The 15,942-nt window shown below is 56.3% G+C and carries 12 protein-coding genes; 5 read left to right on the forward strand and 7 right to left on the reverse strand.

The window, feature by feature from the left end:
* The first annotated feature begins 297 nt into the window (after positions 1 to 297).
* From AC0J4F_RS24765 to AC0J4F_RS24775, 3 genes are all read left to right on the forward strand, one after another.
* Positions 298 to 2,727 carry an EAL domain-containing protein gene (locus AC0J4F_RS24765; RefSeq protein ID WP_473026509.1) on the forward strand — a complete coding sequence of 810 codons (2,430 nt, stop codon included), beginning with the start codon at positions 298 to 300 and terminating at the stop codon, positions 2,725 to 2,727.
* Positions 2,728 to 2,755: 28 nt separating this feature from the next.
* Positions 2,756 to 3,532: a substrate-binding periplasmic protein gene (locus AC0J4F_RS24770; protein ID WP_473026510.1), complete on the forward strand. Its 777-nt coding sequence runs from the start codon at positions 2,756 to 2,758 to the stop codon at positions 3,530 to 3,532.
* A 160-nt stretch (positions 3,533 to 3,692) separates the two neighbouring features.
* The gene (locus AC0J4F_RS24775) at positions 3,693 to 4,763 is read left to right on the forward strand and encodes an acyltransferase family protein (protein WP_473026511.1); all 1,071 of its coding nucleotides are present in this window, start codon (positions 3,693 to 3,695) and stop codon (positions 4,761 to 4,763) included.
* Positions 4,764 to 4,811: 48 nt separating this feature from the next.
* Here the strand turns inward: AC0J4F_RS24775 and AC0J4F_RS24780 are convergent, their stop codons facing one another.
* The gene (locus tag AC0J4F_RS24780; protein ID WP_473026512.1) at positions 4,812 to 5,159 is read right to left on the reverse strand and encodes a HepT-like ribonuclease domain-containing protein; all 348 of its coding nucleotides are present in this window, start codon (positions 5,157 to 5,159) and stop codon (positions 4,812 to 4,814) included.
* 6 nt (positions 5,160 to 5,165) lie between these two features.
* Positions 5,166 to 5,651, reverse strand: a complete 486-nt coding sequence (locus AC0J4F_RS24785; protein WP_473026513.1) for a nucleotidyltransferase family protein — start codon at positions 5,649 to 5,651, stop codon at positions 5,166 to 5,168.
* Between the two features lie 312 nt (positions 5,652 to 5,963).
* Between AC0J4F_RS24785 and AC0J4F_RS24790 the strand changes: the two genes are divergently transcribed.
* A complete protein-coding gene (locus AC0J4F_RS24790) occupies positions 5,964 to 6,320 on the forward strand; it encodes a cupin domain-containing protein (RefSeq protein WP_473026514.1) in 357 nt (118 codons plus the stop codon).
* Positions 6,321 to 6,415: 95 nt separating this feature from the next.
* Here the strand turns inward: AC0J4F_RS24790 and repC are convergent, their stop codons facing one another.
* The 5 genes from repC to AC0J4F_RS24815 all read right to left on the reverse strand — a co-directional run bounded on the left by repC (position 6,416) and on the right by AC0J4F_RS24815 (position 13,457).
* A complete protein-coding gene (repC, locus tag AC0J4F_RS24795) occupies positions 6,416 to 7,768 on the reverse strand; it encodes a plasmid replication protein RepC (RefSeq protein WP_473026515.1) in 1,353 nt (450 codons plus the stop codon).
* A 239-nt stretch (positions 7,769 to 8,007) separates the two neighbouring features.
* Positions 8,008 to 9,090, reverse strand: coding sequence for a plasmid partitioning protein RepB (gene repB / locus AC0J4F_RS24800; protein ID WP_473026516.1), 1,083 nt, complete (start codon positions 9,088 to 9,090; stop codon positions 8,008 to 8,010).
* An 85-nt stretch (positions 9,091 to 9,175) separates the two neighbouring features.
* A complete protein-coding gene (gene repA / locus AC0J4F_RS24805; RefSeq protein WP_473026522.1) occupies positions 9,176 to 10,390 on the reverse strand; it encodes a plasmid partitioning protein RepA in 1,215 nt (404 codons plus the stop codon).
* A 561-nt stretch (positions 10,391 to 10,951) separates the two neighbouring features.
* Positions 10,952 to 12,199: a sugar transferase gene (locus AC0J4F_RS24810; RefSeq protein ID WP_473026517.1), complete on the reverse strand. Its 1,248-nt coding sequence runs from the start codon at positions 12,197 to 12,199 to the stop codon at positions 10,952 to 10,954.
* Positions 12,200 to 12,236: 37 nt separating this feature from the next.
* Positions 12,237 to 13,457 carry an O-antigen ligase family protein gene (locus AC0J4F_RS24815; RefSeq protein ID WP_473026518.1) on the reverse strand — a complete coding sequence of 407 codons (1,221 nt, stop codon included), beginning with the start codon at positions 13,455 to 13,457 and terminating at the stop codon, positions 12,237 to 12,239.
* A gap of 163 nt (positions 13,458 to 13,620) precedes the next feature.
* Here AC0J4F_RS24815 and AC0J4F_RS24820 point away from each other — a divergent pair, with 163 nt between their 5' ends.
* Entirely contained in the window at positions 13,621 to 15,504 is a 1,884-nt protein-coding gene (locus AC0J4F_RS24820; protein WP_473026519.1) for a polysaccharide biosynthesis protein, read from the forward strand.
* Positions 15,505 to 15,942: the final 438 nt, after the last annotated feature.

Here is a 15,942-nt window from a genome sequence, read left to right on the forward strand (position 1 = left end):
AACTGGCTGCAAGACCCGACGTCATCCCAACAAGGCCGCTCCATGATCGCCGCTTGCTCTCAAGCGCTAATTGCAACTGCTCTCGGTGCACGTATTTTTTCCGGTATCTGATTGATCAAAGTGCGACATTCCCCGCTCGCTCTCCAAAGTCAGAATCGAGCTGCCCTTCAACTCTAAATCAACTCGGCTTGAAGTTACCCGGGGCATTAATAAGTTATTCAAATACATAGCCCATTGTGCTCTAGTATTTTAAGGAGTTGATGGCTTCCTAGATCGAAACAGGGATCTATTTCGAAAATGCTCGGGTACATCTGGGGATCAACGCAGCGAAAATTTCTCGTCATTATGCTCGCAACGTTGATTGCCGTGAACGGCCCGCTTTTGCTGTTGTTTTTCGTTGTCACCAAAGACACGTTGGAACGCGAAATGGTCGCGAAACAGCAGGTTCTCGTTGACGTCAACAGCAAGGTCCTGAGCAAGCTGATCTGGGATTTCGACGACGAAAACCTGAAAAAATGGACGGCGGCCATCGCGACAGAGCCAGACATTTTCAGTATCGAAGTTCTGGATGATGCCAACAACCGGCTCGCGTTCTTTTCAAACGCCGATGACAGCAACCCGGCCTCTCAAGAAGGCGGAACCCTGTTTTCAAAGGACATCATCCACGTCATTGATGAGAACGACTACAACGTGGGCACGCTGAACGTCTGGTTCATGACAGAACGCCTGCGGAGCGCCGCCATCGAACAGGTCGCCTACCCTGCCATTTTGTTTGTTGTTTCGACAATTTCTGTTCTTATCGTTGCCCTGCTTGCCAACCGCGTCATGATCAACCGGCCCTTAAGCCGGCTGAATGAGGCCATCGAGACAACGCATCGGTCAGGAACCCGCAAACGGGTGGATTGGTCCTCATCGGATGAATTCGGCAGCGTCACCGAAGCCTTTAACGAGATGCAGGACAGCCTCGACAAGGACGAAGCCAAGCTGTTGAAGGCAAACAAGCGCCTAGCGTTTCTGTATAACAACACGCCGGTGATGCTTTACTCCATTGACCATGAAGACCGGATCCTGAACGTCTCCGATTATTGGCTAAGCGCCACGGGGTATGCACGGGAGGCCGTTATAGGCCGCAAGTTCAGGGAGTTTCTTCAGCCCGATTGCACAGAGGAATATCTAGACAGCCGCAAACGCCTCTTCTCAGCGGAGCACATGTCTTTTGAAATCACCTCGGTTTTCATCAGGGCCGACGGATCGCCACTGGATGTTCTGATCACCGAAATCCGAGATTTCGACAAGAGTTCGACCGGCCGGCAGTCACTCTCCGTTATGGCTGACATCTGTCAATTGAAAGCCGCAGAAGCAAAGATCCTCCATCAGGCGCGAACGGATTTCCTGACCGGTTTGCTGAACCGGCACGGCTTCACGCACCGGATGAACGAGGCGATCGACGCAGCCGATGCGGACCATGAGATCTCCGTCCTCTTTTTTGATCTCGATAACTTCAAATGGGTCAATGACAATCTCGGTCACTTTGCCGGCGACCAGGTTCTGAAGCTGGTCACGCAAAGAGTGTCCAAGCTCTTGAAAACCGATGATTGTTTCGGCCGTTTTGGCGGCGATGAGTTCGCCATCTTACTGTCCGGTGGCGATGTCCGCGCGCGCGCTGTCGATCTGGCAACACGTATCAACCAGGTTTTGAAGCAACCGATCAGCCTCTCCGGCAGGCAACTGCAAATCTCTGCCAGCATCGGGATTTCCTATTATCCAGAAAATGCGGATACGGCGGACGATCTGCTGCAGACCTCCGATGTCGCCATGTACCGCCAAAAGGGCAGCGGGCGGAACGGACACTGTGTGTTCGATGTCCAGTTCGGCCAGGAAGCCGCACGCCAATTGGAGGTCAAGGAGCTCATTTCCGAGGCTCTGAAACATGATTGGTTTGAGCTTTACTACCAGCCCATCGTTCATCTCAACGAGCGGAGCATCGTCGGGTTCGAGGGCCTTTTGCGGCTCGTGCACCCGGACATGGGCATCTTGCCGCCACGGGAATACATCACGGTTGCAGAACAAACCGGCAGCATTCTGGAAATTGGTGACCGGGTCTTGCGGCTCGGCATGCGGGCGCTCAAAGAGCTTGAGCAGCAACCCGACTGGCAGGACGCCTATGTGACGCTCAACCTGTCAGCGGCCCAGTTCAGACGGGAACTGCCGGACACATTGGCCCGGTACCTTGCGCAACATGATCTGGTGGGCGACCGCTTGGTACTCGAAATCACCGAAACAACCTTAATGCAGAACAGCGCCGATCTGGACGGGCTGATCGAGGACATCCGGAAACTCGGATGTGCCCTGGCACTGGATGATTTTGGGACCGGTTTTTCATCGCTCAGCTACATGAACCGCCTGCATGTTGATACGGTCAAGATCGACCGGTCGTTTGTTCAAGGACTTGGAGATATCTCCAACAAAGATGCGTCCGGCAAGACCGCGCCACTTGTTGAAGCCATTGTCGGCCTGGCGGAGAAGCTGGATCTGACTGTGATTGCCGAGGGCATCGAAACCGAAGAACAACTTGGCAGCTTGACACAACGGAATGTAAAGTTTGGTCAGGGTTTCCTCTTCGGAGAGGCCAAACCGCTGGATGTTTGGCTCAACGGGCCTTTGAAAAGCCGGTCAAGCAGATACGCCTTGCCGGACCTGAAAGAGTTGGAAGCCCGGCCGTACTGAAAACCATGTCACCGACAAGGGGCAACAGATGAAGGCAGTGACAAGACGGACCGTTCTGGCAGGCATGGCTGTGTTGGCGCCCCTGCCCTCGCTCCGCTTGTCCCAGGCGAGTTCCGACCTTGGTGGTCTCAAGGTGATGACGGAAGAGTACCCCCCCTACAATTACCAGGTGGGGGGCGAGCTCATGGGGCTCAGCGTTGAGATCATGGAGGAGATCTTCAACCGGACAGCCTCCGGTCACAGCCGATCCGACATCGCGCTCCTGCCATGGGCGCGCGGCTACAATCTCACCCTCCAACGGTCCGGGCATGCCCTCTTCTCGACGACCCGCACACCGGATCGTGAAAGTCTTTTCAAATGGGTTGGACCCTTTGTTCCGACAGTCGTGGGGCTGATTGCCAAAAAGAGCAGAAATCTGAAGATCCAGACAGTTCAGGAGCTGGCAGACTTGCGGATCGGGGTGGTCAAGGACGATATCGGGCAGTTGCTTTTGCAGGCAAAGGGTGTTCCGGACGACCGTATTGAAGCGGTGCTGTCAAACGATCAGAATTTCCGCAAGCTCATTGCCGGCCGTGTGGATGCTATCTCCTATGAGACCAGAGTGACCCGTTGGGCGCTGCAAACGCGTGATGTCGCCCTGGATGAGTATGAAACCGTCTATGAGCTGGACCGCGGCGAACTCTATCTCGCGCTTCACCACCAGACGCCCGATGACCTCGTGGATCTCCTGCAATCGGTGTTCGACACCATGGTCGACGACGGGACTCATGCCCGGATCCTTGAGCGCTACGGGATCGAGTCTTAAGGAGACAAGGGCCCTACTAGCGAATGATATACTTCTCGCTAATTGCAAGTGCGACAGCGCATTGGCCAAATCATTTCTTAATCTGACTTGATGACCATGGATTTGAAGTTATCCATTCCACCCGTCAACACAAGCCAGAATTCATTAGGAAGCTGACACCGTGGAATCTTCGACAGGCAGGTATTTTGTTGGGCTGGACCACGTCCGTGCGGTTGCCGCCTTTCTAGTTTTTACTTGGCATTTTAACCACGTCAACGATGGCCACCTTGCCGCCGCACCAGTATTTCCATTGTCGATTTTCACTGAGGGCCATGTTGGAGTGGCTCTCTTCATGACGCTCAGCGGCTACCTTTTTGCCAAACTAATCGGCCAAAACCAGATTCACACCCTACGATTTCTTGCCAACAGGATTATTCGATTGTTCCCGTTGCTATTCGTTGCCTTCGCGTTGACGTTTTTCCTGCAAGTCATGCCAAGTGGTCAGCCGATTGGAACATACCTTCAAATCCTACTGCGCGGCTTCGTGACGCCAGAATGGCCGAATGGGGGCTGGTCAATTACGGTAGAGCTTCATTTTTATTTAATGCTACCGCTCCTGCTTATGATTAGAACTCGTAACCCAATCGGTCTCCTCGTGGTAATCGCTCTTTCGATTACACTACGAGCAGCGCTTTGGGTCGTCAAAGGCGAAGTACAATCGCTCACCTACTGGACGCTAGTGGGATGCATAGATCAATTTGTTTTCGGAATGCTGGCTTTTTATTTCAGTCACCGACTGCGGAGGCGGCACTTTCTCGCGGTTGGCACCGGGCTTACTCTACTCGTTTTCATGTACCTGTTTGATGTTTGGGGTGGTTTCTACATGAACGAAACATACCCGACACCAAGCCCTATCTGGATTGTTGCTCCAACGATCTCAGGTCTCTGCTTTGCGACTTTGATCGCTTGGTATGACACGTCCTTCCGCTTCGAAAGTCATTTCTTCTCCAATGCGCTCGCACTCGTCGGCACTTGTTCCTATTCTATCTACCTATTGCATTTTTTCGTTGTGTTCGATCTCGCCCAATTCGTTCAGAAGCATGTCGTTGACCTGACGCATACACCGACTATGGTCCTCGCCTCGGCGATCTGCTTTGTCGGTTTTGTACCTGTCGCTTGGGCGAGCTATCGTTTTTTTGAACGCCCTCCAATGCGTTTCAGGCAGCCGTACATCCAACACGGCCAGTCTTAAAACTTCTATCGGCGCATAGTCTAATCAGGACGGCTTGAACGTATTTGTTTATTGATCCAGCTCTTCATTCACCGCTTCCAAAAGAACTTCCAATTCGCCGCTTTCGATCGTTGCCCAGATGGTATCTGCGTCGACGCGGAAGTACTCATGGGCAATGTGATCGCGCATTCCGGCAATCAGCCGCCAGGGAATGTCCGGATGGTGAGTTGTGACTTCGGGCGGCAACGCCTTCACCGCCTCACCGATTTCCTGAAGACAGGCCGTCACGGCGCGGAACGTCTTGCGGTCCTCCAGAGGTGTTTTCAGGAAGGCTGCCTGATCCAGGCCTGCGACAAACGTGCGAATGTCGAGAATGGCGCGCTGAATATCTTCCAGCCGGTGGTGGGCATCACGCATGGCGCTTCAGAAAATCCGGATTTCGTCGCTGGCCGCAGCCTCGGCCACATGCGGAGCAAGACGGGCGCGCGGCGCCAGATCCACCCGGCCAGGCATGTCGAGCGCGGTCTCCAGAACATCCTTCAAACGCGCAAGATCAAACAGAGACAATTGCGCGCCTTCTTTCGGCTCGTAACTCAAGTCGATGTCGCTACCGGCCTCAGCCTCGCCCCGGGCGAGAGAGCCGAAGAGATAGAGATGACCGATCCCCTGCCCTTCCAAGTCCGCGCGCACGCCCCTCAAACGGGCAATGACATCGGTCGCTGCGAGCGGCCCAGCTGATTGATCATCCACGTAATCCTGGACGATCTGCTGAAGCAACTCCTGCACCTTGGCCCCGCGCTCCGCTGCCAGCGCCTTGAACCGGTTTTTCAGCGGCACCGGTACCCGGGCAGACAAGAACGCGGTTTCGGAACTGTCGGAGACAAGCTTGGAGGTGCTCTGCACTGACATGAAAACCATCATCCGTTATTTTGTGCACAAATGCACAATACCGCGTTTGACGGCCCTTTTCAATGCAGTTTCAAAGTTGACAGCTGTCAACTCGCCTCTGTGGTTCGTGGAATTGGTGGGAGCGATCGACATTTTTGAATTCCCCACCTTGAATTCGGGGACGTTGGACACGGTAGATCATACCCAACATCCAGATTAACCGCGCAATCCCCGCACAAACGTTCAAGACAGGTCCGGATGGATTGAATTACCGTGGGCGCGTTGAAGACTGATAGCCCCTGCCCTTGTTGGCAGTTCACAGGACGGACCGATATGAAACCCATCAATCTCTCCGACAAGCTCTCGATGTTTGCCAGTCATTGGGATCCGCACGTTGTCGCTGATTACAACACCAACGACGTGATGGTGGTGAAGTTCAAGGGGGAGTTTCCCTTTCACCAGCATGAGGACACCGACGATTTCTTCCTCGTCCTTGAGGGCGAGATGATCATGGACATCGAAGGTCAGGACCCGCATGTGGTGAAAGCCGGGGAGCTCTTCATTGTGCCGAAAGGCGTTGTCCACCGGCCCCGCGCCGAAGAAGAAACCAAGGTCCTGCTCATCGAGCCCAAGGGGGTTCCGAACACCGGCGATTCCGGTGTCGAGCCGGCACCCAAGCCCCGGATCTGATCTTCTGGCCAGACCCCAGCACCTCATGAGCCGAAGCCACCCGGACGCGCTTGTTTGTTGACAGCTGTCAACTCTCACTTGGCCGCCCCCTGCCCTTACCGGTTCATGAGAGAGTCCAGCATTGGCCGGAGCCGGAATTTCCCTGCTTCGGCCTTTTCGCTTAGAGCCCGTAGGTATCCGCCAGCGGATTTGATTTCCTCGGCCCGTTCGACCAGATACGCCATCGTCACGATCGCCCCGACCGGACCCATATTCTGCTGCGCCCGAACCCAGGCATCCGTCGAAATCCCGAGCATTGGCCGGATCAACTCGGCTGCCTTTCTGGCATCGGACCAGTTGCCCAGGCCTTCGAGCGCATAATCGGCAAACGACGGACACGCACACTTCAGATCTCCGAGAGAAACCTGTTCAGGGTCCGCCTTGGCGCTTCCCCTGATTTCATGCGCTTCGGTATCCTGAAGGTACCCCTGCCCGGCTTCCTGTCTCCATCTATCACCCTTCTCACCATCTGAAGCGCGGACCTCTACTTCATTATCCTCAGAGTAATATTCAAATGAGTCGTCTTTATTTGAATTCTGAATGTGGCGCTCATTACGAGCGTCGTTGCCGCTCATTCCTAAATTTAGATTAGAGATATCCCCGGCTTGTGCAAATGCTTCTTCGCGGTCTCTTTCGCGCAAATCCGCCTCGTCCATACCGGCCAGGAAGGCGCTTTCCACACGAGCCCGCAAGCGCACCAGAGCGTCACAGCGCTGCTTGTGATCGCTGAGAGCGCCGTTCCGCGCAACACGGCCGGAGAGCGCTTTGAGCTCCTCCGTGAAACCCAGCCAGAGTGCCGGACTGCGTGCGCCCTGCCCGTCTTCGAAAGCGGCCTCGATCATCTTTGAAATGTCCCGGAGGTGCAGCGTGATCTCAGCCCTGACCTTTCGGACTTCCGCAGCATGCGCCCGTGCCGCCTCGGCGTGTTCGAAGACTTCAGGGGCCATCAGAGCGGCGGGGGCCAGATTGAACCCAAAGGCATCGGCTACCTCACCGCCCGGCCCTTTCCGTGCGAAACGCTTGCCATTTGCGCTGTCCTTGCGCAGCAGAAGACCCGTTTTAACCAACTTTGCGATATGCCGGCGCAGGGTCGGCGCGGACATGCCCCGGGTGCGCAAGGAAAGTTCGGCATTCGATGGAAAGACGATGATGTCTTCCGACCCGTCCAGTTCCTTTTCCGGATGAAAGCTCAAGAGCGCCTCTAGAACAGTGATCGCCCGATCGGACAAGGCATAGACATCGCGGGCCTCTGTCAGGGCGCGCAGGAACTGCCACTTGTCCGTTTTGCCGGTCCGGTTGCCGGAAGTTTTGAGAGCTGCGCGGTCGGCATCAAGTTTCTCATGTGCCTTGAACAAGGCAATAGAAAAGGGTCCGCCGCCGAAAGGCGTCGTTGCAATACGATCCGTCATGTCCATCACCTTCAAAAAGGCAGTGAAAAGGCGTTCCCGGTCGCAAAACAGGGGCTCACGTCTTGACAATTTTGGGCGGAAGTGATTCTCTCAGATTGCTACATACAAAGAGGGCTTCCGGAGCAATTTGCTTTGGGGGCCTTTTTTCTTGCCTTGTTTCCTTCCCTTCCTCGTTTCCAAGTCTTTCAGCGCGGCAGTTCCGCTTTCTGAAAGTTGACAGCTGTCAACCGGCCTTAAATTCAGCCGTCCGGCAGCTCCTTGTTCTTGTCCGCCTCGAACGCCGCCAAAAGATCCGGCAGCTGTTTGGCGAGATAGTGCGCGAAGCCATCCGGGGCCGCCTTGGCGAGCTGGATGGTCGAGCCCTTGATGTCGGCGATCGGTTTGCCCGACCGGCTTTTGATCGTCTGTTTTTGGACAGGCTTCGATTTTCGTTTTCCAAGCCGCGTGAACAGCCGCTGGAACCGCTGATCGGAATCACAGGCGAGAAACACCTCGGAGGTGATCTCGTCACGGGCAATGACTTCTGCAGCCTCGCCGTCGAACATCTCGGCAAGCTGGTGCCAGCGCGGCCGGCCGGCCTTGGGCGCCGGCCCAACAGCCTTGGCGATCGGGTAGGGAACCTTGTCGGCGACCTGCAAGAGCCGGGTCATTTCCGTTTTGTGGACCCCGAGCGCGTCCTGAACAAGGGAGCGCTCAAATCCATGATCGATCAGCGAGCGGGCGAAGAAAGCACGCTCAATGAAGGACAGATCCCGCCGCTCGGCATTCTCTTTGCCTTGCGCCAGGATCAGGGCATCATCATCGAGGTCCCGGACGATTGCCAGAACATTGATACCGAGTTCTTTCGCAGCCCGGATCCGCCGATGCCCGTAAGCGGCCTGATACCAGCCGTCCGCGCGCTTGGCGGCATCGGAATGACGGCGCACAAGAACCGGAACCTGTTGACCCCGGCTTTCAAGGCTCGCTTTCAGCTCTGCAAAGCCCGCATCAAGGTGGGCATCAACGGTCAGACGGTCCGCAACAGGCGAGGGCTCGATGTGCGACGGATCGAGTGTCACCACCCGCTCGCCAGACTGTTCTTTGAGCTCCTGCGCCATTTGCCCAAGCGACAGCCCCATGGCTTTCACAGCACCAGAAGCTGACCGCGGGCGCTCGCTGACAGGATCACTTTTGGGAGCGGGGGCAGGGGCGGCAGGCACCGCCTTCTTCTCATGCCGGGCTTCTTGCGGCTGCACCGGAGCGGGCGCAGCTGTGCTCTCCGCCGGTGCGGTTTCCGGTTCACCAGCAAACAGGGCTTTCAAGCGGTCCTTGCGTTTGGTCATGGCCACAGTGTCTCCGGACGAATTGGATCAAGCAGCCTCAATGTAAGGCCGCCCCGGTGACCGTGGATAAGTTTTTCAAAAACGTTCATTTCCCTGCCTCCGCACGGCCCCAGGCTGTGAGCATCAGGGTTTCGATCTCAGAGTTGACAGCTGTCAACGACTCCATCGCGCGGTCATAGGTGGCGCGGGTGAAGTTCTCCCGGCCAACCTCGTACAGCGTCTGTTTTGTCAGCCCCGCATCGGAAATCGCCGTCGACTTCACCATGGGGGCGGTCAGAACCCGGTCACCAAACTGTGCACGCAAGAAGCCTGCGATCTGAGTCTGTGGGCCGTCCTGCGGCTCATAGCGGGTGACGAGATAGCGCAGGAAATCGAAATTCAGCGTGCCGCCGGCTTCCCGGACAACAGACAAGAGATCCGACGTCATGAACAGGAACTGGCTCATGGAGGCCACGTCGAGCATCTGCGGGTGCACGGTTACGATCACGGAGCTCGCCGCACACAGAGCGCCGAGGGTGAGGTAGCCAAGCTGCGGCGGGCAATCGAGCACCACCACATCGTAGTTGTCTTCCACGGACTTCAGCGCCGTCTGCACCCGGGCAAAGAACAGCTCCTGCGGGTCGGAGCCCGCCGGCCGGTTCGCCAGATACTGCGGTGTTGTGTGCTCGAACTCCTGGAGCTCAAGATTGCCCGGCACCAGATCCAACCCGTCGACATAGGTCTTGCGGATGATCTGCTCGAGCGGCACGCGCTCCGCATCATAGCGGATTGCGCCGTAGATCGTGTCGTTGCCGGTGAGATCCAGTTCCGGCTGATAGCCGAACAGGGAGGAGAGGGAGGCCTGCGGGTCAAGATCCACCGCCAGCACCCGGTAGCCACGAATGGCAAGATACTGGGCCAGATGCGTTGAGGTCGTGGTCTTGCCGCTGCCGCCCTTGAAGTTGGTAACCGCAATCACCTGGCAGTGTTCGCTGCGCTCCGGATCCCGGTGGCGAACATAGCTGCGCGCCTTCGTGCTGCCCGGCTCGTGCTGGCTGGCGAGATGGCTTCTAAGGGCATTGATGTCGGCCAGTGTGTAACTGCGGCGGCCGCGGTCATCCGTTGCCGGGGAGGGGCCGTCGCCGGACAGCGCCAACTGGCGCAGATACCCATCAGAGACCCCGATCAGCTTCGCAGCCTCGCCGGAGGTAAACGAGCGCATTACTTTCAAGCTCGATGGCGGGAAGAGGCGGGCACGCAGCTCCCCGAGCTGAACAGACAACTGTTCGGCGTCTTGCGCAATTTGTTGGTCGGCAGCCATCATCGTGTCGTCAATCCTTGCCTCAAACCCGGACAGGCCGGCTTTATCGAAAAACGGAAGTGTTCGACTGGTTGTGCCCTTAGCGCATGGCCGTGGGATGACTGCTGCAGCCGGTTTTCCGTTTTCCTCCTGGCCGCAGCATCCTGCCTTGGCCAAAAATCATTTCTTCATCGATCCGGAAAATGTCCGGATCACGACCGCTGGGAGGGGGCTTGCACAGATTACCGCTGCGCGTTTGTGTTCCTCACAGTCCTGAGCCGTCAATTTTGCGCAGTATCGGCAGATTCGCAAAATGCGGCAACGGCGATCAACGCCATGGACTGTTGTCAGCGCCCACGATCCCCAGTTACGGCAAAACCGTCAATTCAGGAACCGTTGGCGTAGATAAAGCCGGGGAACGTTGTTAACGTCAAGTTTTTTAAGGTTAATGAGAGGTTAACGCAAAAAGTGGGAGGTCCTCGTAAGAACTGCCAAGTAACCCTTAGCAAGGAACTTCACAGTGTCTTGGGCGCTTGTTCTGAGCCCAAATACAGCAACAGAATTGCCGTTAGAGAATTGAAATCAATTGCTTTTTGCGGTCCGGTCACCCTGCCCCTTGCCGATGAAGGTCCCAAGGATGATCTTGAGATCAAATATCAGTCCGCGGCGGGCAATATACTCGGCATCTTTTCGCGCAAGACGCACCGGATGGCTCATATCAATGCCCTGGATCTGCGCGAATCCGGTGATTCCCGGCAGGATGTCGAGCACGCCCCGCTTGGTGCGTTCCGCAACAAGTTCCTCTTGAACGGGAAGACAGGGACGGGGGCCCACCAGGCTAAGCTCGCCTTTCAGGATGTTCCAGACCTGCGGGAGTTCGTCAATCTTGGTCTTCCGCAGAAACGCTCCAATCGGGGTTACCGCGCTTTCTGAAATCTCATGGGTTCCGGCCTGGCGCGTGTCCTTGCCCATGGTGCGGAACTTGTAGCAGGTGAAAACCTTACCACCCTTTCCAACCCGGTCCTGGGCAAAGATACCCGGACCGGCGGACCCGGTTTTGACCAGGACCCAGACAAGCAGCAACAACCACCAGAAAATGAGGATGACGGCCAGCGCAAAACCGAGGTCGATCAGCTTGCGGCCAAACCGGTAGACAAGGTTCTCGTCCTTATTGTCCGCAAGCAAAACCGGCTCATCCGAAGCCACCGTTGTCAGATCCTTACCCACAAACGCCGCAATCCGATCGACATGAACCACCGGCGCGAGAGCCGAGACGACCGTAAATCCGGCTGTGCGCAAGAAACCTGGCAGTTTCTTCAAGACCGCAAGCTTGCCAGCAAAATCGTCACCATAAACAGCTGGAAGATAAAGATTGAGCGCTGGCACATCCGCTGTCTGCTCAAGCTCTTCAGCACCCGCCCGTTTGCTGCGGGCATACGGGGTCTCCGGCCCGTCTGGAAGCGCGTGAAAGCTGGAGAAATTGACAAACACCGGCACGTGGGCGGCCTTGGCTTGCGCGGCGAGCTGTTGTGGAAGCTCGGTATTGACCTTGAAGAAGGTCTCTTCGCTCGCATCAACATCGTTGTTGACCGCAGCGAGGTTCAAAAAGCAGCCCGCGCCAGAAGCAACTTTCGGCAACTCGTCATAACCGGCAAAGCTGACTTGGGGATCTACAGTATTTCCGCTCGGCGGTGTGCGGCCGATGACAACGACCTGATGCCCCTTGACCGTCAAACGTTTCAGCAGCTGGCGGCCGACAAAACCGGATGCTCCGGTGATCACATACTTCACTTTATCGCCCTTCCGGCCACCTACAGTCCGCAGGTGCATCGAACGCCCCTGCGGTCATCTCTTTCTCTGCGCGCGATCAGGTATCGCTCTGCGGTGCTTCCTGCCCGTGTCGGCATTTCAGCTCGATCAGCCACAAGACGCTGACCAGGCCCACCAGGCACCACCACCAGGCCTGCCAGGCGCCGTGGCTCACCAGCGCAACGGTCCAAACCGCTGCAACGGTGGAGAGGACAGCGGGAAGCAGATCCACGGGCACGGCGCGGAGCGCGCGGAAAAACAGAAAGATCAGCGCCGCAAAGAGCCCCACACCGATCACCCCAAGCTCATACCAGACCTGGATTGCGAAGTTGTGCGGGTGGCCCCAGCCCAAAAACGGCGCTGCAATATCCAGGTCCTTGTAATCGACCGCTGCCATATAGCTGGCATCGACGCCGTGGCCAAGGAATAAGTGGTTGCTGATCAGGCTGGAAAACGCGGTCCAGATGTCCGCCCGGATGCCGACAGAGCCGTAGGGGAGGCGGCTTGCCAGAACATCCGGGATCAGCGACATCACATGCGGCGAGATCACCGGCATCAAGATGAATGTACCGAGCGTCAAAATCCCAAGAAACCAGATGCCCTTGTCTTTCAGGAGAACAAACACTGGCAGCAACAGAACTGCGGCGATGAACGCCAATTTTGCCGTCTCACTGTCCGACATGAAAGCTGCCACGCCAACGGTCAGCACCGCTGCCAACCGCAAACCCGGCACATTTTTCGCCTGGGGCAGGGCGTAAAGCACAAACGGCAGCATCAGGACCAGCGCGACGGCCGCACGGTTCATCCGGAAGACCTCTGGCGATGCCCCGACGAGGGCGCGCACAGGGGTTCCGAAAATGACTTCAGAAACGACAAACAAAGCCGTCCCGATGATCGCAAAGGGAAAAAGTATGGACCTGATCAATAGAGCGGACGCACAGACTGTGAGCGCAGCAACACAGAGACCAAAAAGTGCCAGATTTCCAGCAAAATGCACCGTTGTCTCGAGGCTCCGTTCAACCGATGTCGACCAACCAACCGACAGGCCCATGAAGACCACAAGAACTCCAAACAGGAGCGCGGCCGGGCTTCGGCCTGTGCTTATGCCGGACTGCAGCACCGCTTTGAGACCCCGATCATTCGCCGCGCACAGCAGCAAAAACGCGGCGACCAAAACAAAAATGGGCGTAGCAATGTTGCGCGACAAAACCATCAAAAACGGTGTCGCAAAGATTGTGACAACAACGGCATTGAGGTTTAAATATCTGGAAACGTTCATCTATCCGGTTTCAAACTTTGATTAATCGCGCCAGGTAATCCGTAAAACCGGAAAGCCCGTTTTGATTAGCAAAATATGCGGGCCACACCAAGGCAAATTGCATTCTTTACGGTATGGTGTTAGCCGACGCAGGAGTATCCACGTTGAGTTGCGCACAAACAGCATGAACTTTTTGAACAAAAGACTGATTGCCATTCTCCATGACGCGTTCATGTCTGGACTGGCGCTGTTTGCCGCTCTCGTTGCACGGTACGGCATCGACCATTTGCCACCGGCGCCGACAGTGGCGGCCTGGATTGCAATTTTCGTTGCCATCTCAGCGATCGTCTTCAAGTTCATGGGCCTCGGCCGGGGGCTCTGGCGCTTTGCCTCGCTCGCCGATCTCAGGGCGATTGTTGTCGCCTCGCTGATCAGCATCGTGATCTTCGTCCTGGTGCTCTTCTTGATCACCCGTCTGGAAGCCTTGCCGCGGTCCGTGCCTGTCATCACCTGGTTTGTCATGGTGGTGCTGATCGGCGCTCCGCGTCTTGCTTACCGCGCTCACAAGGATGGCGGGCTTGGGCGTCTTGGCGGGCTCGGCAAACCGCCGGAAGGCATCAAGCATGTTCTCCTCGCCGGTCATGTGCGCGATGCCGAGCAGGCGATCCGTACGCACCAGCTGGAACGCTCGGGCCTTTACAAGGTCCACGGCCTGATTTGCGCCAATTCCGCCAAGAGCGGACACAGCATCCGCGGCATTCCGATCCTCGGCAACGTCGATGAACTGTCCGATCTCGCCAAGCGGCTGGAACGCTCCGGCACGCCCGTCGAAGCGATCTTGTCCGTGACGCCCCGGCCCCCGGCGGACTTTACCAAGGCTCTGACACAATCCGCCGCCGATCTGGGCATCCCGGTAAAGCGCGCGACGCCAAGGCCGCTGGATCTGAGCGAACCGGATTTTTCCGAACTCACCATCGACGATCTGCTCGGCCGCCCGCCGGTCAAGCTCGACACCAGCCGCATGAGCGACCTGATCAGCGGGCGCACCATTCTGGTGACCGGCGCCGGCGGCAGCATCGGGTCCGAGGTCGTCCGTCAGATCCTGAAGTACAATCCCGCCCGGCTCGTACTCCTGGAGAACTCGGAATTCGCGCTCTATAAGATCGATCAGGAAGTGCAGGGCAGGGCACCCGACCTCTCACGCAGCGCTGTGATTGCCGATGTCCGCGACCGCCAGCGGATCTTTGACGTCATCCAGTTTGAGAAACCAGCCATTATCTTCCATGCCGCTGCGCTGAAACACGTGCCGCTGGTCGAAGATAATCCGCTGGAAGCCATCCAGACCAACATCATCGGCACCCGGAACGTCGCAGATGCCGCCGTTGCTGCGAAGTCGGAAGGTTTCGTCTTGATTTCCACGGACAAGGCCGTCAAGCCGACCAGCATCATGGGGGCGACCAAACGGGCCGCGGAAGTCTACTGCCAGGCGCTGGATGTGTCCGGCACCTGCACCCGCTTCATCACCGTGCGCTTTGGCAATGTTCTGGGGTCCAACGGCTCGGTTATTCCGCTGTTCCGCCAGCAGATTGAAGCAGGCGGGCCGGTCACCATCACGCATCCGGACATGCGCCGCTATTTCATGACCATTCCGGAAGCCTCCGAGCTGGTCCTGCAAGCGGCAGCCTTCAGCGTCGACAATTCCAACCAGCGCGGCCGGATTTACGTCCTCGACATGGGTGAACCGGTCAAGATCACCGATCTCGCCAAGATCCTGATCTCGCTCGCCGGCCTGAAGCCGGAGAAGGACATCGACCTTGCCTTTACAGGCCTTCGGCCTGGCGAAAAGCTGTTCGAGGAGCTTTTTGAGAGCAATGAAGAAAACCTGCCCTCCGGCGCGGACGGCGTGATCGTGGCGACCGCCAATCAGATGGAACTGCAGACGATCACCACCCTGGTCACCGACCTTCAAGCCGCCGCGTCAAACGGCGATGTGCCCTTAAGCGTTGCGCATCTCTCCACCATCGTTCCAACCCTGACCAACGACAAGCTGGAACGCAAACAAGCATAGTCCGCAAATTTGCCGATTACTGCGTCGCCTCCCTCCATCTGCCGACAATTGCAGCGAGCACCAAAACTTAGTTTGCCGACTTAGGTCTTCCGCAACGCCGTCCCCGTTTTCTGCTGTCAAACGCATCAAAAGTATTATCAAGAAACTCAGTCAACAATGACTTTATTCATATGAAATATTCCGACCAAACACAAAAATATTGCAATGCGATATTTTTGACCCAACAGACTGATATTTTTCGACTAAACACCAGAATATTTTCATTTTTCTTTGAATAAAAAATGATTTTATCGCATCGCAATATTTGAAATTTTTTTTTGCGTTTTTTTATATTTTGAATCCGATTCCTAATTTGAATCTATTTTTAGAAAATTTTTCTGACTCCCACTCGGTTTTCACGTAGGGTAATTCCGGAAATGCATTAGGGGGGAATAAGTT

Source organism: Roseibium sp. R5, assembly GCF_055755305.1.